Below are 19,558 nucleotides of genomic sequence, written 5' to 3'. Positions count from 1 at the left end.
CGCGGATGCGACCCTTTTGGAAATCACCACCGCAGCAAGAGACTTGCTCGGGGGATGCAAGGAATCCGCGCCTGAACTTCTGATCGAGCTGATCGAGGAGCGCAGTTCCGCCCGCGCCGACGCGCTCGCGGCTTGGGACGAAATCCTGGTCGCTCGCAAGAAGGTCGAACGGGCGACCGACGAAGGGGAGTTGATACGCATCGGGTTGCGGGCGTCGCTGGAGAGCGTTGGCATAGGATCGGAGCTGAACGAAAGCCTGGACGCCATGGTGGCCGTCGCGGAACGGTTCCTCGACAGGCAAGCCAAGGTCGACGCTGAACGCACGGAGGCGGTCATGTCAATGAGCGTGGAATCGGGGGTCTGACTCACATTCGATGATTTTCGCTGGCGAGGTGGTGCTGTTTTCTGAGGGGAATCAGCACCATGGCGAACAGATTGCGTTTTTCGTCCCTGATCCCGGCCGGATTGATTGTTGAGCGTACCGCCGAGGTCGAGGGAATATTGGTAGTCTCGGCGCGAGCGACAGTAGACGAGCGGGCCTGCCCGCTTTGCCGGCGAGCATCGCGGCGTGTCCATAGCTGGTATTCGCGGACAGTTTCTGACCTGCCATGTGCAGGCAGAAGGGTCGAACTTCGGCTGATGGCGCGCCGTTTCGTCTGTGATGCCCCACTTTGTCGCCGACGGATTTTCGCCGAACGTTTCGGCGACATTATTGCCGAGCGTTCCCGTCGAACCTCGCGGCTGGACTGCATCGTCCATCATCTTGGGCTGGCACTCGGCGGACGCCCCGCCGCCAGGACGGCAAAACGGCTGATGGTGCCTGCCAGCAACGACACGCTGCTGAGGGTGGTGCGGCGCCGGGCTTGCTCGTACGCAGATACTCTGCGCGTTGTCGGAATCGATGATTGGGCCTTCCGGCGCAATCACCGCTACGGCACGATCGTCTGCGATCTGGAACGGCGGCGGATCGTGACACTCTTGCCCGACCGCGAGATCGCGACCGTCGAAGCTTGGCTTGCGGACCGTCCTCAGATCGAGGTTGTGTCACGCGATCGCGGCGGCGGATATGGGGAAGCGACCGCAAGAGCCTTGCCAAATGCGGTTCAGGTCGCCGATCGCTGGCATCTCATGGAGAACGCCAGCGCTGCATTCCTGGACGCAGTCCGCAAATCGATGCGCACGATCCGAACGGCGATCGGGGCCACCACAATCAATCCCGATCTGCTCACCTATGCCGAGAAGCTGCAATATGAAGGCTACCTGCGCCGCGAAGATACCAATGCGGCCATCATGAAGTTCGCCAGTGCAGGCGTGTCGATCAAGGAGATCGTGCGCCGCACCGGCCACAGCCGCAAGCTGGTTCGCCAGGTGGTGCGTGGCCAGCGGACCGATATCTTCCGTGTCCGGCAAAGCTCACTTGAAGCTTGGCTGCCCTTCCTCGATGAGCAGTGGGCCTCGGCCTGCCACAATGCAAGCGAACTCTGGCGACGGATGAAGGCAAAGGGCTTTCGGGGACGTCCCGGTGTCGTCAGCGAATGGGCGAGGCGCCGCCGGCGCGCGGAACTGGCTTCCGACCAGCAGCTTCAGAAAGTACCGTCCGCCAGAACGATCGCACGACTGATGACGACGGCGCGCGATCACCTGAGCAAAGCCGATACGGTGATGATCGCCGCCATCGAAGCGGGCGTGCCCATGCTGGTGGAAGCACGTAGCCTGATCGACAGCTTCCATTCCATGATCCGCAAGAAGATCGCCGATGACCTGGAACCGTGGATCACCTGCGCAAGCAAAAGCCTCGTCGCATCCTTCGCTAGCGGCATTCTCCGCGACCGCGCCGCGGTACGAGCGGCGATCACCGAGCCTTGGTCCAACGGGCAAACCGAAGGTCAGATCACGAAGCTCAAATTGGTGAAACGGCAGATGTACGGACGTGGAAAGCTCGATCTTCTGCAGGCCCGGTTGCTGGCACCATGATCATCGAGATCGCGTCAGACCCCTCTTTCCATGAAAAATCACATAAATCTGGGCCTGGCGGTACAGGGGAAGGTGGTCGGCATACTTCGACACCAGCACATGAGCCACCGTGGCCTCTGTCGGAATGCCGCCTTCGACGAGGCGTGCTGACGCCGGCGCCTGGACCACCACCTCTTCGCAGGCGCGACAGGCATATTTCGGCCGACGGGTGACGATCACCCGGAACTGAGCGGGCACGATGTCGAGACGTTCGGAGACGTCCTCGCCCATCACATGCAACTGGCCTCGACAGCACGGGCAGATCTTGTCGGCGATGTCGATCACCCGCTCCACGCGCGACAGGTGGGCGGGCAACGAACCGCGGTTGGCGCGGCGCTTACGAGCCCGGGCGTCACGCTTCGTGGGGTCTGCAGTTTCCTCGCTGGCGAAGCCCTCCGCCTCCACCTGCTCGGCTTCCTCCAACCCCAGGAGCAGTTGGTCTTCAGGCAGGCTCTCGGCCCTCCGGCCGAAGCGATGGCGCTGCAACTCCTTGATGATCTGGCGGAGCTTCTCGTTCTCCGCGCGTTCGGCCAGAAGCATCGCCTGAAGCGCGTGAGGATCGTCGGGAAGGGCAGCGGCCGCGTCGGTCACAAAGCGGATTCAAGCATGGATTCCAGTGGTTTGGCAATGATGCGATGGTCAGCTCGCTGTCGTCGGAACACGCGTCTCGCGCGTCTCGTGCACCCGCCGCCAGTCGAGGCCTTCCAGCAGCGCCTGCAACTGCGCAGCCGTCAGCCGCACGACGGCGTCGGTAATGCCCGGCCAGCAAAACTTGCCATCCTCCAGCCGCTTGGCGAACAGACATACGCCCGTGCCGTCGAAGTAGACCAGCTTGATCCGGTCGGCGCGCTTGGCCCGGAACACGTAGACCGCGCCCGAGAACGGATCCGCGCCCATCGTCTCGCGCACGAGCGCCGCCAGACCTTCCGCTCCCTTGCGGTTATGCGGGGCTCTGCATAACCGCAATTATGCGGAGCGCAGGATTATGCGGAGTCCTGGCCGTTTGACCGAGAACTGGCCAAGGCTTTTCGGGTGCATCACTCCGCATAATTTTCGGCCTCACCGCCGTTGATCATTGCCAATAGCTTGTCAGGCGGTCGGAAGCGACCGGGCTTGAGGTTCGGGGCTGAGGCGGCGTTCAGAGCCTCCAGCTTCTCGGACGGATCCGCCCGCAGGTAGGCCTCCGTGCTTTGAAGGCTGACGTGGCCGAGCCATAGTGCGACCTTTCGGATGTCGTGCGTCGCCTGGAGCATGTGCATCGCGCAACTGTGCCGAAGGACGTGCGGCGACACCTTCTTTCCAATGATGGAGCGCTGGGCGGCCGCGGCTTTCTCAGCGTGCTTGGCGAGAATGTATTCGAACCCGGAACGGGTCATCACCCGTCCGGCGCTGTTGAGGAACAGCGCGGTATCCAGACCCCGCGGACGGACTGCGAGCCAAGCTCTGATCACGGCCGTGGTCTCCCGCCATAGTGGCAGAACGCGCTCTCGCCGGCCCTTACCCATGACATGGATGCTGGCCGGCGCCCTCGCGTCGAACTGATCGACCCTGAGCCCGACGAGTTCGGACACACGCAGCCCGGCAGCGAACGCAAGATGAAGCATCGCCCGGTCGCGTGTGCCAGAGAGCGTGCGAGGGTCCGGAGCATCCAGTAGTGCCTGGATCTCGGTCCGGGTCAGAGTGGCGACCAGCCCCTGATCGATCTTCTTCATCGGTATCGCATGCACCCGCGAAGCCTGATCGAGGCAGGCCGGCAGGCGATACTCCAGGAAGTGGAAGAACGACTTGATGGCTGCCAGACGGGCGTTGCGTGATCGTGCCGAGTTGCCGCGTTCCTGCTCGACATATTCCAGGAAGGCCAGGATCATCGGCACGTCCAGCTGTTCGATCTCCAGCCGGGAAGGTTGTGTCCCAAGGCGCCGTGCGGCGAACGTGACCAGCAGTTGGAAGCTATAGGCGTATGCTTCGCAGGTATGCGGACTGGCGCGGCGCTCACGAGGAAGATGCTCGCGAAGGAAGGTCGCGAGAGGTGGGGCGAGCGCTGTCATTGCACTTCTCCCCGCTGCAGCGCTTCGCCGGCGTCGGCGATATGGGTCATCAGCGCCGGGCTCGCCTGAAGATACCAGTAGGTATCCGTAACGTGAGCATGGCCGAGATAGGTGCTCAATCCGACGATATGCCGCGACACCGCGGCGGCGTTGCTGTGACAGCTCTCAAGAGAGCGGACGGCGAAGGTATGACGCAGGTCGTGGATCCGCGGCCCGCCGGTGCCGGGTGTTCGGCGAAGTCCGATAGAACGGGTCAACCGCAGGAAGATAGCGATGACCGTCGGATAGGCCACCGCCTTGCCGGTGTTGCCGATCAGCAGAATGTCGCTCTCGGCGGCGACGCGCAACCGGACCGCCAGATAGGCGTTCAGTGCTCGTCGGGTTGACGGATGCAGCGGCAGCAGCCGGCTCTTCTTAAACTTGGTCTTGTCAACGATCAGGCCATCGTCGGTGATATCCGCCAGGCGCAGCGCGAGGGCTTCGGATATCCTCATGCCGGTCGCAGCGAGCAACCCGAACAAGGTGGCGTAGGTCAAGGGCCGGATCGTCCCGGCCGGCGATAGAGATGCGGCGGCGGTCATCAAGCGCAGGATATCGTCCTGGCTGTAGATATGAGGAATCCTGCGGGTGAACAGGCCACGCCCAAAAGCATCGGTGGCCGGTATCTCGTGCCGGTCATCCTCGGCATGCATTGCGATCGCGAAGCGGCGGACTTCGAGAAGACGGTTGCGCCGTTGTTGTGGTGACGGTGCTTCCACAGCCCAGGCGAGGACACGATCGGCGCTGATGATCTGATCGCCGCGCGCTTCAGCATAGGCCACAAAATTGCGCAGGAGCAGCGCCTGGGTACGGAACTTGAAGCCCAGGGCGTGATGAAGGCTGATATGCCGGTCCAGGTCTTCATTCAGCATGATGCTTCTCCCGGCCAAGGCTGGGCGATTGTCTCGAGCATGGGCACATCGACCTTCGCGTAGTGTGCCGTCATGTCGAGCGAGCGATGACGCAGGACGGCGCCGACAGCCTCAAGCGTCGCGCCCGCGCGCAACATGGTCGTCGCGGCGGAATGACGAAGAAGGCCCGCGCCCTTGAATGGAGGATCTTCAACGCCGGCCTGTCGCAAGGCGCGGACGACGATCCCACCGATCGATGAGGACGTCGTGAACGGCCGATAGGGCGCGATCGATCGCAGGAATAGTCGATCTTCCGTCACCGTCGGTCGGCCGGTCTCGATGTAGGCCAAGACCGCGTCGCCCGCGTCTTGTGGCAGCGGTAAACGCACGCCCCGCCGGCTCTTGCCGCTCACACGCAGCGTGCCGGCCGCCCAGTCGAAGTCATCAAGGCGCATGCAGCAGATATCTCCAGCACGCAGGCCGAGTCGTCCGAGGAGCAGCAATATCGCCCGGTCGCGCAGACCGAGCGGCGTTGCCAGGTCGCACGAGGCGATCATGCGCTCGACCTCCGCGGTCGGCAGATAGCGGGGCAGAGCCGAGAGCCGCCATTGCAGGACCGGCGGCACCGCCTGGTCCAACCCGGGGCGACACAGGCCCGACGCTGCGAGGAAGCGAAGATAGCCTCGAAGTGCGCTCGTCATTGTCCTGACGTGGCTGGGAGAGCACCGCTCCGCCTCGGCGCGGACTGTCGCGCGGATGGTGGTGGCGCTGTAGGCCCGCGATTCTTCGCCAAGGGCGGACAGCAAACGCTTGATCATACGGCCTTGACGCCAAATCGACCGAACGGACAGGCCACGGTGAACGGCGAGCCATCGCTGGTAGCCCAGGATCTGCGGATGAACGATCTCCGCCGCGACGCTCGGCGCCGGCGCGATGAACTGACGCTCGGCGAGGAATGCGACGAACCTGCCCACCCGCCTCGCATACTTCCTCGATACACCGTTCCATCGCCGGGCTCCGGCACACTGGCAATGGTGGTGGGCGAAGCGATCGACCGTGTCCTTGCAGATCTCGTCCAGCGGCAAGCCTGCCTCGAGCATCCATGCTGCGAAGTGCCGGGCGGAATCCGTATAGCCACTGATCGTCAGTCGGCTGTAGCCAAGAACTTCGAGGTGCGATCCAAACTCTGCAACCAATGGAATCAGGAAGCCGGCGTCCATACGGCCCGGGTTCAGTGACTTACTCTTCGTGATGACCATATCGTCTCCCCTTGAAATGCATGCACACCTCAGGGAGGACCAAATTATGCTGACTGAAAAGGTTGCGCGATTGCACGCAACACATTGATATTAAGCATGTATGTTTATCTGCACCGGCCAGGACTCCGCATAATCCTGCGCTCCGCATAATTGCGGAAGTCCACCGGTTTCGTCGCCACCAGGACGCGCACCGCGCCGGTCGGGCCGATCACGATGCGCCCTTCAAGGCACCGACCACCGCCGCAATCGTGGCCGCAGACGCGCCGTCGCAGATCCGCACCGTGACACCGGCCGCCTCCAGTTCGATTGCCGCCGTACGCCGTCGCGGGGCACGGCGCTTGGACCGGGGCGGCTTCGGCCCCTTTGCATCTGCCGGCTCCGGCGCGACCACGACCGGAACGAAGGACAACGTCTCGGCCTCCGCCCGCTTCCGCGCTTCGCGCCGCCAGGTGAACAACTGCTGCGGCGTCAGTCCATGCCGACGGGCCACCGCCGAAACCACCGCACCGGGCGCAAGTGACTCCTCCAGGATCTGCGCCCGCTCGTCAGCGCTCCAGCGCCGACGCCCCATCGCCCCGTTGATTACCTCAAAGCGCCGGACCTCACTGTCCGGCTCAAGTCTATGGTCAAGCCTAGACACAAAACGATCCTCCAAAACGGATCGTCACATTGGGCTCTTACCTCACGATGGTGAAGGTGCGGACGGGACGACGCTTACTCTGAACAACCGCATCGAGCAGGATCATCGCCGCGTCAAGCGCCGCATTCGGTCCATGCTCGGCTTCAAGTCGCAGTCGAGCGCCGCCATCATTCTTTCCGGCATCGAGATGGTCCACATGATGCGCAAACGACAAGCGAGGTATGCCCATAATCCGGCGCCGTCGATCGCTGAGCAGTTCGAAATTGTCGCCGCCTGACGGATCGCCAAAGCGGCAAACCGCCTCAAGACTTCAGGTTTGCGACAGAGCCGACAATAGTCCGCCCGGCAACCGCCATGGCCGTAATGGTCTTCAACCAGCCGAAGCGGGCCGCCGCATTGCCTAGGAGTACCCGGCTATCGGCACTGAAACCATTGATCAGCGCCTCGGTCTCCAAGCCGTCAAGTGTTTGCGCTCCGTTCGAAATCGTCTTGATATGCGCCTCAACGAGCGCTCGGTCCTTTGTCTCGACGGCAAGATCCAACAGCTTGGCGGCGGGACCATCGGGAAGGGCAACGAAGAGTTCCTGCTCCAGGGCTCGGCCGCCGCCCCAGGCGAAAACATTCCCTCCCCCGGCAAGGAAGGTCGCTTCCGCGTCGGCCGGCGCGAGCTTGTCACTATCCCGCAGGATGGCGACGCGATATCCAAGAGACTTCAAGGCATTGGCGCGGCTGAAGGTCTCATCACCGTTGCCGTTGACGAGCGTGGCCCCACAGGCCGCCAAGGATATTTCACCCGTACTGGTAAAATGCTGATCCAGTCCGCGCATGAGCCCGATCTCGCTGCCGCCTTCGCACACGATGATCGAGGTGGCGAGCAGGGCGTGGGCGTGAGCTCGGATCGTGCCCTGCACGTCGCCGGCGTCGCCGGCGCGGGTGACGACGTGCTCTCCACCGCTATTGCGTCGCACGATATGCAGCTGATGGGCACTCAATTCCGTAACAGCCGTCGGGGAATGGCTCGTCGCGAACACCTGCAGCGGGGGAACTTCTTCTTTTGCACCAAGCGCTCCGAGCAACCGGATGATGCGGTGCGGCTCCAGACCATATTCAAGTTCATCGATCAGGAAGGTCGTAGCCTTGTCAGCAGCCTTTCGCTGCAACGCCGCGATAAGCAAACGCGACGAGCCCAGGCCGAGAGATCGGAGCGTTATGCCATTCTCATCGTGAAGAGAGATCGTGCCGCCCGTGAAGGTGACCGAGCCCGCATCGATGAGAGCCTGCACCGCCGCGCCGACTGGCACACCCATCTCGCCTGCAGCGGTCGTGACCAGCTTCAGTGACCCTTCGAGTTCCTTGAGTTCCTTCTGGTCGAAGGCGTCCCGCATTTGGCGGGCCAACCGGGTAAGCTCGTTCGATGTATCCGCCTTGCCATCTGAAAGTTTGCTCAGCACCGAGCCGCGCCGCCACGTCAGGTGGGTGTCCCCGGTAACACCCAGACGCGCAGGCGCAATTCGGGTGCGATCGGCCCAGTTGAGATTGCGGGTGCGTCCCGCTGCCTGAGCGCGCGGGGATACAAGTGACCATTCCGGCTCGAGATCACTCTGCACCGTGAGTTGCAGGGTCAGTGCCGTTTCGATCCCCGCTCCTGGTTCGGGCTCAATGATGCCGGTGCCGGCGTTGAACCCCACGAGGAAATCCCCGTACGTGTCCATGTTCTTGAGCGGCTCATCAAGAGCGCCAAGGGTCACGCAAATGCGGATGGATTGATGAAAATCGATCGCATGAAAATCCGCATCCGTGAAAGTCAGCGATCGCCGTGCGCCAAGGCACAGATCGATGGCGTCGAGGATGGTGGATTTCCCGCTGTCGCCCGGCCCAATCAGACAATTCACGCCTGGACCCGGCAACCATCGGAGCTTCTTGATCGCACGAAAGTTCTCGATTTCGAGCACTCGGATCAATGTCATGCCATTCCACTCCCCCAGAACATGGCCGTGTCGGCTTTTCCCCTATGCCGTCCTCTCACCGACATGTTCAGTGACTGCTGGCATCTTTCTGCCCGACATGACGCAGGAGGTTCGACGCTGGCAAAGAGCGAGGCGCTCATGACGCCCCGACATTGGCCGGCGCGACGTTGAGATATTGCTCGAGCGCCTTGATGCTCGCCATGACCTCCGCAAAGGCCGGCGGCGTTCCGAAAATCATCGATGACATCCGCTGGTAGTCCGTCGCGAGCTTGGCCCGCATATCTTCCGTCGGAACCAGGCGATAGCTGCCCGGCACCGCGCGGTCGTAACGATGATCGGGCGCGCGAAACATCAGCTCCTTGTGCTGTCGGCAGGCCTCAGCAAGCTCGCGTATGGACGCCGTCGCGACGCCGTAATCGGGGTGCGTCCAGATCTGATGGACGTCGTAGTAGTGGCGTGAGTACCGATTGAGATCAGGCACGGGCCGCTCGGGATTGGCATCCTGACGCCGCTTTTCTGTCATCTCCGTCATCGCATGCAGGATCAGCACTTTCTCCCAGAAGGTCCGCTCGGGCCTCACCGTCGTCACGTTCCGAAAGGCGAGGCTTTCCCCGTCCGGCATTTCGGCAGCGATGTAGGGCACGATCTCGCGTGGCTCGGCCGGCTCGGGATCGGGGCGCGCACCGCCTTCGATGCGGACCGCCGCCTGCACATAGCTGCCCGCGGACTCAAAGACGCTCTTGTAGCCAAGCACCAGGATGTCGAGCGCTTCCTTATTGCGATATAGATCAAAGCCGAAGCCCAGCGAAAAATGGCCAGGACGTCCGGCCGCCTCTTCGACGACCGCGAGCTCCCTGGTCAGCAGTTCTCTGAGCGGTCCTGAGATGTACTGCCGCGCGGCCTCGTCGACCTTCTCAGCGAGCGCGCGTTGCTGCTGATTGACGGAGGGCAGGGCGGCGATGTCGGCTTCCAGCGGGACATACAGATCAGCTTTGTACATGCCGATGTCGATGTCCTCGGAGAACCGGCGCACCAATCCATACGCCTTGCTCAGGCTGGTGCCGCCCTTGAAATAGAGCCCGACCGGGTCGTTCGGCCGACGGTTGAACAGAAAGTCGAGCACCCAGCAGACGTAGAGGTCCTTTTCGATATTTGCCGCCTGAGTGCCCAAATGGGCAGCGACCGTCTCGAAGAGCGTACGGCGTTCGTCGACGCTCGAACGCAGGATCTCAATGAACGTCTTCTGCATTATCGCCCTTCGTGAGTTCTGACTCCGGCGCGCTTTCGGTTTGATCCTCGACGGTCCTGCGCGTGATTGTCTCAACCAGCGGATACATCCACGCGGGGACCGCTTGAATGTTCTCCCGCAGGTCCTGTGCGATCTTGTCCCGGTCGGGATTGTGCGACAGATGCCGGACGATCCCGTTGACGGCCGCATCCAAGCTCGATCGCTCGTCTCGAAACCACGTCAGCGCCTGGATCACGCGCATGGCGGGCCGGCCGGCCCAGAATGCCGTCTTTGCCGAGATGCGCTTGAAGTCGAGTTTGTAGATGACCGGCCTGGTCGCCAGCGGATCGCCTGCGCTCGCCTCGATCTCGATCGTTCGCGGATAGGTGTCGGCATAGATCGTCGAGCGCGCCGGGACGGCTGTCGTCAGGCCGAGGTCGTTCGCGGCGGTCATCCCATCGACCAGCACGCGCAGCTTGTCGCGCCGGGCGATAGCGTCGATGAACGAGGCTCGGGGCGGAAACACCATCTTGCCGGTCAGCTTGCTGACGCTGGGTTTGTCGTAGAGGCCGCGATAGGGCCGGCGGATGTCACCCCGCAGGGTCAGCCGTTGCAGCGCCTTCTCGACGGCATTCGGTGTCCCAATGTCGAGAAAGTCGGCGCGCGACCATACGCCGGCCGGCGCCGCCTGGGTGATCCGGTCGTGAATGCGATCGAGCGTGTCGGACGTCGGGTCTGGCATCTGGGCCGCCTTTCTGACCGAAGATTATATATAAAAATTGGTCAGTAGCGATCGAAAACATCGTTGTGACCAGAATTTGTATTCAAACTTTGGTCAGTGCCTAATCCCGCCTCGCGGCTGTTCATCGATGCTCAATCGAGATCGATCTATGCCGGCGCATGGTCGCTCGGCTTCTCCCACGTTCGCAACTCTGCATCGACGCCGGCGTTGCCTAGGCGATCTGATAGTGAGGGATTAATGAGGAGTTGATCCATCCGCAGACCCGAGCTCCGATCATAGCCGCCCTGATAGGAGAAATTCCAATAGGTGTACACGCCCTTCTCCGGATGGATGCGGCGAACTGCGTCGATCCATCCTGCTCGAGCATCTTCGCATAGGCTTGCCGGCTCTTTGGGAAGAAAACCGCATCGCCGAGCCATCGTACCGGCGCGACCGCGTCGATCGGGGTTGGCACGACGTTGTAGTCGCCACACAGCACAGTCGGCCCGCCCGCTTCGAGCAGGTCCTGCCCGTAGCTGATGAGGCGGTCGAACCAGCGCAGCTTGTAGTCGAACTTGGGACCAGGCGCCGGATTCCCATTCGGCAGGTAGAGGCAACCGACAACGAGCCCGTTCACGTCGGCTTCGATGTAGGGGCTGTGGGTGTCATCGGGATCGCCTGGCAAGCCGCGCCGGCGTTCAACCGGATCCGTCCCCCGAGACAGAATCGCCACTCCGTTGTAGGATTTCTGGCCATGCCAGATGGCGCCGTATCCCGCTTCCCGGATAGCCTCGACCGGAAAATTCTCGTCGGACGTTTTCAGTTCCTGGAGGCAGACGATGTCGTAGTCGGTAGCCGTGAGCCACTTGAGGAGCACGGGCAGCCGACCATTGACGCCGTTCACGTTGAAGGTGGCGATCCGAATGTTCCGCACTTTCCCTATAAGCCGACGAGACATGCAGCGCAGTGAGGCACCGGGGGATCATGATCAAGATCGTAGCTAACCAGCGCGCTTGCAGCCGCGCCTTTCGGCAATGGGCTGGCACACTGACCGCCAACTCGCTTGCCAAGGATTATGGGTGGGTCATTGAGGGCACCGGGGTAGTTTTCACGAACTACGGTCACGGCGAGGGGGGAGATATCACCACACAGGTGATGCTCGGAGCCGACCCAGAATATGGGGACGGCGTCGTCAAGATCGTGCAGCCGAAAGCGTCCCGCCACGACAAAGGGCCGACAACAGTGCTGGGTTGCGACGACCTGGGACGTCTGCTGCTGCTTCGCGAGGGAAGGCTCCAGAAGAACAACCTGTCGCGCCTTATAAAGGACGACTTCGCCAAGCTCAGCGGGCTGGCTGAAGTGCCTTTGATTGTGAAAGGCGAACGCTCGGCGCGGCACTTCTACGTCGTGGCGGATCTAAGCGCCAAACCCGGGGACATCGTCGCGCAGACCGCAGCCTTTGCCAACGCGTGCGTCCGTGCTCGGAGCAGGGCTGGCGGTGGTGAGCCACGTCCTGTCGAAGATGAGACCACCGTGACCTATGGCATGGATGAGAAGTGGCGCGTCACGAAATCGACCCGTCTAGGCGGCACCTTTGAGGTGAAGGCACTGCAAGGGCATATCTTCGCTGAACTAAAGAAGGTCGTTGGCAAGGAACTGCGCAAGCCTAAACGAAATGGCTTCTGCGTGGACGCGTTGATCGAACCGGCGAATTTGCTCATCGAGATCAAGACGAGCACGTCCGCCCACGCCCTATATGAAGGCGTCGGTCAGCTTCAACTCTATCCAAGTCTTATCGGCATCGCTTCGGCGCCGACCACCGCACTCCTAATTCCCGACGATCCTTTGAAGCCAATCATGGCCGCTGCGCTCGAAGAAGCCGGCATCCAGGTCTTTACCTACGGCATTGAGGAAACGGCCGGAAAGCCGAGGATTACCTTCGCGGACAAATTTATCGGCCGTTGCATGGTTCGCGTCGGCTAACTGAGGGCAGTCGAGCCGCCATTCAGCTGATCTCCGCGAGCGCGGACAACAGGAAGCTGCGCAGATACTCGGCCCGGGTCGCGACGAGGCAGCCAACGTTGGACGGCCAGCCCCAAATTACCCCGGTGACCTTTGCCAATTCAGGTGTCCAGGCAATACCGCACGCTTTCGCCTCAACGAAACAGGTGTTCCAGACTGCCGAGCCGCTCAGCCCGGGGGGCCGTGACAACCCCTTGTTGCCGATCACGTCGCTGGAGAGGTTGGGATTATAGTCGAGGCCGAAGTGGAAGCGTGAACTGAAACGATCGTCGCCAGGTGGAAGCTCGACTTCCCGTCCGGTCAAACACTGCGCCTTGGCCCTGACCGTCTCAAAGAAGAACCCGACGTCGTCACCTGGGAACCCGACGAAGGTCATGAGTTCGGTCGGGTAGGGCGAGTGGGCCCATGCGATCTGATCGAATTCAATGGCGCGTGATCCATGGGGCGCGCTCTTCCATGCCGCAGCGTCCACGGGGAGAAGCGCGACGTCGAGCGGTTCTCCGAACTTCACGTGATTGCCAGCGATGGCGCGGAGATCGTTGGAGTCTGCGAACTGGTAGAGGAGCCGCTCTCCACTCTCACGTGCGACCGCGACATGCGCGTTCGTTAGGACAAAGATGCGGTCGCCGACGCTCAGGTACGATCCGCTACCGTGCCCGACCCCATGGTCGCCACAATCTCTGAAGATCGGTGTCCGGTACTGCTTCAGGTATTCGGTCACCCGCACGCGCGCACCGCCGACCAGGACGATCTCAATCATGCCGCGCTGTTCCGCCCCAACCGCCGCGGCTGGTGAGGCGGCCGGCGCGCTGCTGATGACTTCGACCGGGATCAATTCCAGCGGCGAAGCCACCGACGCCGGCGTGCGCATCTGCCGGCGCCACGTGAACAACAGGTTCGCATTAATATCGTGCCGCCGCGCCACCAGCGACACCGACGCCCCGGGTTCACAGCTCTCGCCCACCAGCCGCTGCTTCTCTTCTAGGGTATATGATACCAAAGGTTCTGACGGCTGACTCTCGCGGGATTGAACGAAGCCGCTGACGCGGCAATTGGTGCGTGGGTTTGCGGATGGCCGAGCCGACGGCGGCCCTCGTCGTCTCGCTCGCCGGCAACTACGACACCATCGTCGCCGCCGCCACCTCGACCGGCAAGAACGTTTCGCCGCGCGTCGCAGCCCTGCTCGACGTCGGCCAGGTCTCCGAAATCATCGAGGTCGTCTCGTCCGACACCTTCAAGCGCCCGATCTATGCCGGCAACGCCATCCAGACGGTGCAGGCGCTCGACGCCATGAAGGTGATCACCGTGCGCACCGCCTCGTTCCAGGCTGCCGCCGAAGGCGGCTCGGCCGCGGTCGAGACCATCCAGCAATCGTCAGAGGCGCGTCCGCATCGTGCGCGCTGACTCAAGGCCGGCTTCATGAGCGCGACCAACCCCGGACAGAAAAAGGAAGCGTCGTTCTCCGATGACGCCCTGCCGCTCACCGACGAACCTGCGATGCGGCTGCGCCCCGAGCCCCCGCGTGTGACGCGCCTTTCGCGCAAGGTGCTGGCCGGTCTCAGCCTCATTGCCGGCGTCAGCCTGGGTGGCGCTCTGATCTACGCGCTTCAGAGCCGCAAGGCCAGAAAGCCGCAAGAACTGATTTCGACGGACAGCCTCGCCGTTGCCGACGGGCTCGCTGGCCTGCCGCGCGACTACACCGGTCCCATCCTCGGCTCGCCGCTTCCCGGCGACCTTGGCCGACCGATCCTCAATGCGCAAAACGCGGTGCGGCCGCCGCCGATCGTCGCGCCCGACCCAAACCTGAGCGCCGAGGAGCAGCGTCGGCAGCAGGAGCTCGAATCCGCCCGCACGGCAAAGCTGTTAGTGCCGACCGAAACACGACCGGTATTGACTGCGACGCCTACCGCGTCGCCGACCTCCCCAGTGCAGCCGATGCCGAATCCAACCGCACTCGGCCTCGACCCCCAGCCATCGACGCCGACGGCCGTCGAGCGTCAAAACGCCTTCCTCAATGCCCCGCCCGACAAGCGCAGCGTCTCGCCCGATCGCGTCGCGGCTCCGACATCGCCCTATGTGCTGCAGGCGGGCGCGGTGATCCCGGCCGCACTGATCACCGGCATCCGCTCCGATCTGCCCGGTCAAATCATGGCGCAGGTCACCGAAAACGTCTATGACAGCCCGACGGGACGCTTCCTGCTGGTGCCGCAGGGCACCCGCGTCATCGGCCAATACAGCAACGATGTCGGCTTCGGACAGCGTCGGGGCGGAGCTCGCCACCGACAACGATGACCGGCTGATCAATGCCATGCGCAACGGCGCCCAGGACACGATCAACGAGGCAGGTCAGCAGATCATCCGCCGCCAGCTCAACATCGCGCCGATGCTGACCATCCGGCCTGGCTTCCCGGTCCGCGTCATCGTCACGCGCGATCTCGTGCTCGAGCCCTATGGCGCAACACAATGATCAAGCTGAAGCTAAGCCCCATCGCCGACGACAGGCCTGTGAAGGTGACGCTGGAGCTTCCAGCGTCGTTGCATCGCGATCTCAAGACTTATGCGGAGATCCTCGGCCGCGAGAGCGGTCAGCCGGCAACCGAACCCGTTCGGCTGATCGTACCGATGCTGGAACGCTTCATCGCGACGGATTGCGGGTTTGCGAAGGCTCGGCGGATCCCTGACCCCGATCCGTAGCGATCGTCGAGTTTCTGGCTGGCAGGCCGTCCGTGACGCATCCGAGAGAAAGCTGCGAAACCGGCAGCACACCAATGCGGGCGTGTGAACTTCCGTACGCCCGCAATCCCATCTTGCTCCCCAAGGGCCGGGGAATATTTGAATCCTTCGACGCTTCCCGCACGACCGACAACGTGCTGCAGGTGAGAACCGATGCCGTTCCGAGTTGTCTCGATCTGATGGCACGCGCGCAGCGCTGCTGGAACAATCTCTGGGCGGCATTCGCCTCCTTGCCGAGCGTGTCCGCGACGAAGCCCAACGAGCCAATGGCTGGATCATTGACGCCGTGCTGATGAAGCGCGCGGAAGCAACTGACGATCGCCACGGTCGCTGTCGTCTTTGCAATCTGCCGATGTCGCTTTCCAGGCTTTGTCAGCGACGCGTCCGTGATCTGATCGACACGTTCAAGGTGCCCGTTGGCGAATTGGCCTGCGGGATAATTGGGAAGTCGGTTTGATGCCGACGCTGCCCCCGCAACGGTAGCGAAGCTTGTCGTCTCGACGGGAGAACCACTGGGCGTATGCCTGGGAAGGTGTCGGGACAGTCCTCAACAAAGGACAGCTTCGGAGCCCGGAAACCAGCCTCGAACTCTTTCAACCGACTGATCGCGGTGGGCGGTCAAGAGGCAGAGCGTTCGGGCAGTTCGTCCCGCGCGATCTTCCCCTCCATACCACCAGTTCAGTCCTTGTGCCGCTAGCGAGGACGGACATGGATACGCGCAACGAAATGCTGAAGCTCATCCGCGAAAGGCGCGATGGCTTCAGCCTGCCGCAACCCTTCTACATCGACCCCAATTTCTACAAGCTCGATCTTGAGCTGATCTGGTACCGGGACTGGCTGTTTGTCGGCCACGACTGCGAGGTCGCCAAGGCCGGAAGTTTCTTCACCGTCCAGGTGGGCGATTATCCCGTCGTCATCGTGCGCGGACGCGACGGACAGATCCGCGCCTTCCACAATTCCTGCCGCCACCGCGGCAGCCGCGTTTGCACCAGCGACAGGGGAACGTCAGCACGGCTGGTCTGCCCTTACCACCAGTGGACCTACGATCTCGACGGCAAACTGGTCTTCGCCCGCCAGATGGCCGAGGACTTCAAGAAGGAGGATTTCGGGCTGAAGCCCGTCGCCTGCGAAAGCGGCGGCGGCTACATCTTCATCTGCCTGGCCAAGGAACCCGCCGACTTCCGCCCGTTCCGGACGCTGATGGAGCCCTACTTCGCTCCCCACAGTCTCGTCGACGCCAAGGTCGCCTTCGAGTCGACCATCTTCGAGAAGGGCAACTGGAAGCTGGTGTGGGAGAACAACCGAGAATGCTACCACTGCGCGGCCAACCATCCCGAACTTTGTAAGACCTTTCCCGAGGCGCCGACCGTCACCGGGGTCAACGGCGCTGACAGCGACCCCGACATGCTGGCGCACTGGGCCCGCTGCGAGGCGGCAGGCCTGCCATCGCGCTTCTGCATAGACAAGGACGGGCAGTACCGTGCAACCCGCGCGCCGCTTCTCGGCGAGGCCGTCAGCTACACGACGACGGGAAGGCGCGCCGTCCGCAGGAACCTGTCAGACCAGGTTTTCACCGACCGCATCGGCACGCTTCTGCTCTACCACTATCCGACAACGTGGAACCACGTCCTTGGCGATTATGCGGTCACCTTCCGCGTCCTGCCGATCAGCGCGACGGAGACGGCGGTCACCACAAAGTGGCTCGTGCACAAGGATGCGGTCGAGGGCGTCGACTACGACCTCAAGGGACTGACCCACGTCTGGACCGAGACCAACGACGAGGACCGCCGCATCGTCGAGGAGAACGCCTTCGGCATCAGGTCGCCGGCCTATGAGACCGGCCCCTACTCCGAGCATCACGAAGGCGGCGTGATCCAGTTCGTCGACTGGTACGCCCGTTTCATCGAACCGAGGCTCACCGACGGGCAGAAGCCCGCGCTGCGCAGCGTCGCCTGAGGGAAGCGCCATGAATGCCATGAACGATCACAGCCTCTATCGCCACCTCGACGAGATGGCCCCGTGGAACGATCGCCTCCAGGTGCTGGAGGTGATCGCCGTGGCGGACGAAGCACCCGGCGTGAAAACCTTCACCTTCCGATCGGATGCGCAGACCTGGTTCCGTTACAAACCGGGCCAGTTCGTGACGCTGGAGCTGCCGACGGCCGCCGGCCCGCTTATGCGGACCTACACGCTGTCGTCTTCGCCTTCGCGGCCCTTCTCCATCGCCGTGACGGTCAAGGCACAGGTAGACAGCATCGGCACCCGCTGGATGTTCGGCAATCTTGTGCCGGGGTCTCGCGTCAAGGCGCTAGGTCCAGCAGGCAACTTCTCCCACCACGACCATCCGGCTGCGAAATACCTGTTCATCTCGGCGGGCTCCGGCATCACGCCGATGATGTCGATGCTACGCTGGCTGAACGACTGCGCACCATGGACCGACGTCGCCTTCGTCAACTGCGCCCGCTCGCCGGAGGAGATCATCTTCCGCAAGGAGCTGGAACTCCTCGGCAGCCGCATGCCCGGATTGTCTCTCGGATTCATGATCGAGGAGCGGTCGAGCCGCGAAAGCTGGTTCGGCCACATGGGGCGGATCGATGCCGTTCGGCTGCCGCTGCTCGCGCCCGACTTCCGTGAGCGCGAGCTGTTCTGCTGCGGCCCCGATCCGTTCATGCGCGCCGTAAGGGACATGCTGCAGGTAGCGGGTTTCGACATGGCGCGCTATCATCAGGAAAGCTTCGGCACCCCGGTAGCCGAAATGCTGCCTGCTCAGATCGAGCCAGGAGACGAAGACGCGGCAGCCGGCACCGCGTTCCCGATCAGCTTCGTTGGTTCGAATGTCGATGGGCGCTGCGATGCCGAGCAGACGGTGCTTCAGGCCGCTCGCGCCAACGGCGTTCGCATCTCGGCCGCCTGCGAGTTCGGCCTGTGCGGCACATGCCGGATCAAGAAGATCTCCGGTGAGGTCGCTATGAACCACAACGGCGGCATTCTCGATGAGGAGATCGCCGACGGCTACATCCTCGCCTGCTGCTCCATACCTCTGTCGCCGCTGGAGGTGGAGGCATGAGCGTCAGCGATCGAGAGGCGACGGCCGCTGCCCCGCGCAAGAAGCTCGATGGCAAGACGATGGCGGCCATATCGCCGTTGCCGCCGCCGGAGGAGGTGTTCATCGACTGGCTGATGTCGGTGCCGCCAGGCACCAGCATCGAGGCGGCCGCGCGATGGCAGATTGCGGTGATCGACAGTCGGGGACTCCTCCATCAGGATGTCCAGGTGCTTCGCACGCTTCTCGCCGCCGTCGCAGGACGAGGCCACTGGGTCCGACCGCCATTCAATCCTTGAGGAGTTCCGCGGATATCGGCAGGCCTTAGGGCGAAGTCGATAATAGGCTAGCCGACACGCCCACCGCAGTTTGTCGTTGGGATCAATCAACCAGCTAGCCCCAGGGCTGTGAAGAAGAGACATGGAAGATCGTCGCCTCTGGAGGTGCCGCGGCGAGCTCCCCAAGAAGAGTTATCGTCTTCTGGACTTCGGCGAGCGCTTCTTGACGTTCCAGGGCGGCTTCGTTTTCAAACACCTCCGTGGCCACGAATGAGTCGGGATCGGCCAGATCCTGTCCGATGTCGAAACTTGCGACACCCTCCAGTGGCCGACTGGCTTTGATGACATCCTTAAATGCAGAGACCAGCGGGTCGCTCTTTCCAGGCTGGCACTGCACCTTGAACCGCACGACGATCATGGCGCTGCTGATCGTCGGGCCCGTAGACCCAGAGGCAGCCGTCCTCCGGTTCCATGTCGACATAGACCTCCCACAGCAGCTCGGTGTCCTCGCCGAGCATTTCGGCGGCGAGCGGGAGGCTGTAGACCCGGGTGATCGCAGCCATGGTCAGGCGGCCAGTCTGGCGTCGGATCGGGCGCGCCAGTTCCAGGGGAGAAGCTCGTCGATGCGATTGGCTGGATGGTCGCTGACGCGGCCGATCAGGTCGGCGAGATAGGCCTCCGGATTGATGCCGTTCAGCTTGATGAGGTGGATGGCT

General features: G+C 62.7%; 17 protein-coding genes, 6 pseudogenes and 1 riboswitch. Of the genes and pseudogenes, 10 read left to right on the top strand and 13 right to left on the bottom strand.

The features are described 5' to 3' along the window. Positions 1-16: 16 nt before the first annotated feature. On the top strand, positions 17-364 hold the full coding sequence (locus tag PV773_RS18035; RefSeq protein WP_347967681.1) for a hypothetical protein: 348 nt from the start codon (positions 17-19) through the stop codon (positions 362-364). A 59-nt stretch (positions 365-423) separates the two neighbouring features. Then, a complete protein-coding gene (locus tag PV773_RS18030; RefSeq protein ID WP_347967680.1) occupies positions 424-1,974 on the top strand; it encodes an ISL3 family transposase in 1,551 nt (516 codons plus the stop codon). A gap of 42 nt (positions 1,975-2,016) precedes the next feature. Here the strand turns inward: PV773_RS18030 and PV773_RS18025 are convergent. The 6 genes and pseudogenes from PV773_RS18025 to PV773_RS18000 form a co-directional block, all read right to left on the bottom strand. Next, positions 2,017-2,553: pseudogene (locus PV773_RS18025) on the bottom strand (IS66 family transposase zinc-finger binding domain-containing protein); the annotation flags it as partial. Positions 2,554-2,652: 99 nt separating this feature from the next. Then, a complete protein-coding gene (gene tnpB, locus PV773_RS18020; protein ID WP_347967679.1) occupies positions 2,653-2,979 on the bottom strand; it encodes an IS66 family insertion sequence element accessory protein TnpB in 327 nt (108 codons plus the stop codon). Between the two features lie 71 nt (positions 2,980-3,050). After that, on the bottom strand, positions 3,051-4,061 hold the full coding sequence (locus PV773_RS18015) for a tyrosine-type recombinase/integrase (RefSeq protein WP_347967678.1): 1,011 nt from the start codon (positions 4,059-4,061) through the stop codon (positions 3,051-3,053). Next, positions 4,058-4,972 carry a tyrosine-type recombinase/integrase gene (locus PV773_RS18010; RefSeq protein WP_347967677.1) on the bottom strand — a complete coding sequence of 305 codons (915 nt, stop codon included), beginning with the start codon at positions 4,970-4,972 and terminating at the stop codon, positions 4,058-4,060. The genes PV773_RS18015 and PV773_RS18010 overlap by 4 nt, the downstream gene beginning before the upstream one ends. After that, positions 4,966-6,210: a tyrosine-type recombinase/integrase gene (locus PV773_RS18005; RefSeq protein WP_347967676.1), complete on the bottom strand. Its 1,245-nt coding sequence runs from the start codon at positions 6,208-6,210 to the stop codon at positions 4,966-4,968. The genes PV773_RS18010 and PV773_RS18005 overlap by 7 nt, the downstream gene beginning before the upstream one ends. A 208-nt stretch (positions 6,211-6,418) precedes the next feature. Continuing rightward, positions 6,419-6,850 (bottom strand): transposase, encoded by a 432-nt coding sequence (locus tag PV773_RS18000; RefSeq protein ID WP_347967675.1) that lies wholly within the window; start codon positions 6,848-6,850, stop codon positions 6,419-6,421. 79 nt (positions 6,851-6,929) lie between these two features. Here PV773_RS18000 and PV773_RS17995 point away from each other — a divergent pair. Continuing rightward, a pseudogene (locus PV773_RS17995) lies at positions 6,930-7,127 on the top strand (DDE-type integrase/transposase/recombinase); the annotation flags it as partial. A gap of 25 nt (positions 7,128-7,152) precedes the next feature. Here PV773_RS17995 and PV773_RS17990 read toward each other — a convergent pair. The 4 genes and pseudogenes from PV773_RS17990 to xth form a co-directional block, all read right to left on the bottom strand. After that, the gene (locus PV773_RS17990) at positions 7,153-8,817 is read right to left on the bottom strand and encodes an AAA family ATPase (RefSeq protein WP_347967674.1); all 1,665 of its coding nucleotides are present in this window, start codon (positions 8,815-8,817) and stop codon (positions 7,153-7,155) included. A gap of 136 nt (positions 8,818-8,953) precedes the next feature. Next, positions 8,954-10,066 carry a nucleotidyl transferase AbiEii/AbiGii toxin family protein gene (locus tag PV773_RS17985; RefSeq protein ID WP_347967673.1) on the bottom strand — a complete coding sequence of 371 codons (1,113 nt, stop codon included), beginning with the start codon at positions 10,064-10,066 and terminating at the stop codon, positions 8,954-8,956. After that, positions 10,047-10,787, bottom strand: a complete 741-nt coding sequence (locus tag PV773_RS17980; RefSeq protein ID WP_347967672.1) for a DUF6088 family protein — start codon at positions 10,785-10,787, stop codon at positions 10,047-10,049. The genes PV773_RS17985 and PV773_RS17980 overlap by 20 nt, the downstream gene beginning before the upstream one ends. 146 nt (positions 10,788-10,933) lie before the next feature. Further along, a pseudogene (gene xth / locus PV773_RS17975) lies at positions 10,934-11,691 on the bottom strand (exodeoxyribonuclease III). A 59-nt stretch (positions 11,692-11,750) separates the two neighbouring features. Here xth and PV773_RS17970 point away from each other — a divergent pair. Next, complete coding sequence (locus PV773_RS17970) at positions 11,751-12,749, top strand: hypothetical protein (protein WP_347967671.1); 999 nt, start codon at positions 11,751-11,753, stop codon at positions 12,747-12,749. A gap of 22 nt (positions 12,750-12,771) precedes the next feature. Here the strand turns inward: PV773_RS17970 and PV773_RS17965 are convergent, their stop codons facing one another. Next, complete coding sequence (locus PV773_RS17965) at positions 12,772-13,752, bottom strand: transposase (RefSeq protein ID WP_347967670.1); 981 nt, start codon at positions 13,750-13,752, stop codon at positions 12,772-12,774. A 2-nt stretch (positions 13,753-13,754) separates the two neighbouring features. On the opposite strand from PV773_RS17965, the pseudogene PV773_RS17960 reads away from it, so the two are divergent. The 6 genes and pseudogenes from PV773_RS17960 to PV773_RS17935 form a co-directional block, all read left to right on the top strand. Further along, a pseudogene (locus PV773_RS17960) lies at positions 13,755-14,153 on the top strand (electron transfer flavoprotein subunit alpha/FixB family protein); the annotation flags it as partial. Positions 14,154-14,207: 54 nt separating this feature from the next. Then, a pseudogene (locus PV773_RS17955) lies at positions 14,208-15,255 on the top strand (TrbI/VirB10 family protein). Further along, positions 15,252-15,482 carry a DUF2274 domain-containing protein gene (locus tag PV773_RS17950; protein ID WP_347967669.1) on the top strand — a complete coding sequence of 77 codons (231 nt, stop codon included), beginning with the start codon at positions 15,252-15,254 and terminating at the stop codon, positions 15,480-15,482. Before PV773_RS17955 ends, PV773_RS17950 begins: the two are co-directional and overlap by 4 nt. A gap of 429 nt (positions 15,483-15,911) precedes the next feature. Beyond that, a riboswitch (cobalamin riboswitch) is annotated at positions 15,912-16,122 on the top strand. Between the two features lie 107 nt (positions 16,123-16,229). Continuing rightward, positions 16,230-17,477 (top strand): aromatic ring-hydroxylating dioxygenase subunit alpha, encoded by a 1,248-nt coding sequence (locus tag PV773_RS17945; RefSeq protein WP_347967668.1) that lies wholly within the window; start codon positions 16,230-16,232, stop codon positions 17,475-17,477. Between the two features lie 10 nt (positions 17,478-17,487). Then, positions 17,488-18,588 (top strand): hybrid-cluster NAD(P)-dependent oxidoreductase, encoded by a 1,101-nt coding sequence (locus PV773_RS17940; RefSeq protein ID WP_347967667.1) that lies wholly within the window; start codon positions 17,488-17,490, stop codon positions 18,586-18,588. Next, entirely contained in the window at positions 18,585-18,863 is a 279-nt protein-coding gene (locus tag PV773_RS17935) for a hypothetical protein (RefSeq protein WP_347967666.1), read from the top strand. The genes PV773_RS17940 and PV773_RS17935 overlap by 4 nt, the downstream gene beginning before the upstream one ends. Before the next feature lie 94 nt (positions 18,864-18,957). Here PV773_RS17935 and PV773_RS17930 read toward each other — a convergent pair whose 3' ends face one another. Further along, a complete protein-coding gene (locus PV773_RS17930; RefSeq protein ID WP_347967665.1) occupies positions 18,958-19,260 on the bottom strand; it encodes a putative quinol monooxygenase in 303 nt (100 codons plus the stop codon). Positions 19,261-19,407: 147 nt separating this feature from the next. Further along, positions 19,408-19,542, bottom strand: a pseudogene (locus PV773_RS17925) (transposase domain-containing protein); the annotation flags it as partial. Positions 19,543-19,558: the final 16 nt, after the last annotated feature.

The sequence above is a fragment of the Mesorhizobium sp. CC13 genome, assembly GCF_039907765.1.
Taxonomy (GTDB): Bacteria; Pseudomonadota; Alphaproteobacteria; order Rhizobiales; family Rhizobiaceae; genus Aminobacter.
The sequence above is the reverse complement of the archived record's forward strand: the minus strand, read 5'-3'. Positions and strand labels throughout refer to the sequence as shown.

Bases quoted from the DNA above. Each gene is read 5' to 3' on its own strand.
- PV773_RS18005 (WP_347967676.1), bottom strand. From the start codon at position 6,210: ATGGTCATCACGAAGAGTAAGTCACTGAACCCGGGCCGTATGGACGCC.
- PV773_RS18030 (WP_347967680.1), top strand. From the start codon at position 424: ATGGCGAACAGATTGCGTTTTTCGTCCCTGATCCCGGCCGGATTGATT.
- PV773_RS17990 (WP_347967674.1), bottom strand. From the start codon at position 8,817: ATGACATTGATCCGAGTGCTCGAAATCGAGAACTTTCGTGCGATCAAG.
- PV773_RS17935 (WP_347967666.1), top strand. From the start codon at position 18,585: ATGAGCGTCAGCGATCGAGAGGCGACGGCCGCTGCCCCGCGCAAGAAG.
- PV773_RS17930 (WP_347967665.1), bottom strand. From the start codon at position 19,260: ATGATCGTCGTGCGGTTCAAGGTGCAGTGCCAGCCTGGAAAGAGCGAC.
- PV773_RS17980 (WP_347967672.1), bottom strand. From the start codon at position 10,787: ATGCCAGACCCGACGTCCGACACGCTCGATCGCATTCACGACCGGATC.
- PV773_RS17970 (WP_347967671.1), top strand. From the start codon at position 11,751: ATGATCAAGATCGTAGCTAACCAGCGCGCTTGCAGCCGCGCCTTTCGG.
- PV773_RS17940 (WP_347967667.1), top strand. From the start codon at position 17,488: ATGAATGCCATGAACGATCACAGCCTCTATCGCCACCTCGACGAGATG.
- PV773_RS18015 (WP_347967678.1), bottom strand. From the start codon at position 4,061: ATGACAGCGCTCGCCCCACCTCTCGCGACCTTCCTTCGCGAGCATCTT.
- PV773_RS17945 (WP_347967668.1), top strand. From the start codon at position 16,230: ATGGATACGCGCAACGAAATGCTGAAGCTCATCCGCGAAAGGCGCGAT.
- PV773_RS17985 (WP_347967673.1), bottom strand. From the start codon at position 10,066: ATGCAGAAGACGTTCATTGAGATCCTGCGTTCGAGCGTCGACGAACGC.
- PV773_RS18010 (WP_347967677.1), bottom strand. From the start codon at position 4,972: ATGCTGAATGAAGACCTGGACCGGCATATCAGCCTTCATCACGCCCTG.
- PV773_RS17950 (WP_347967669.1), top strand. From the start codon at position 15,252: ATGATCAAGCTGAAGCTAAGCCCCATCGCCGACGACAGGCCTGTGAAG.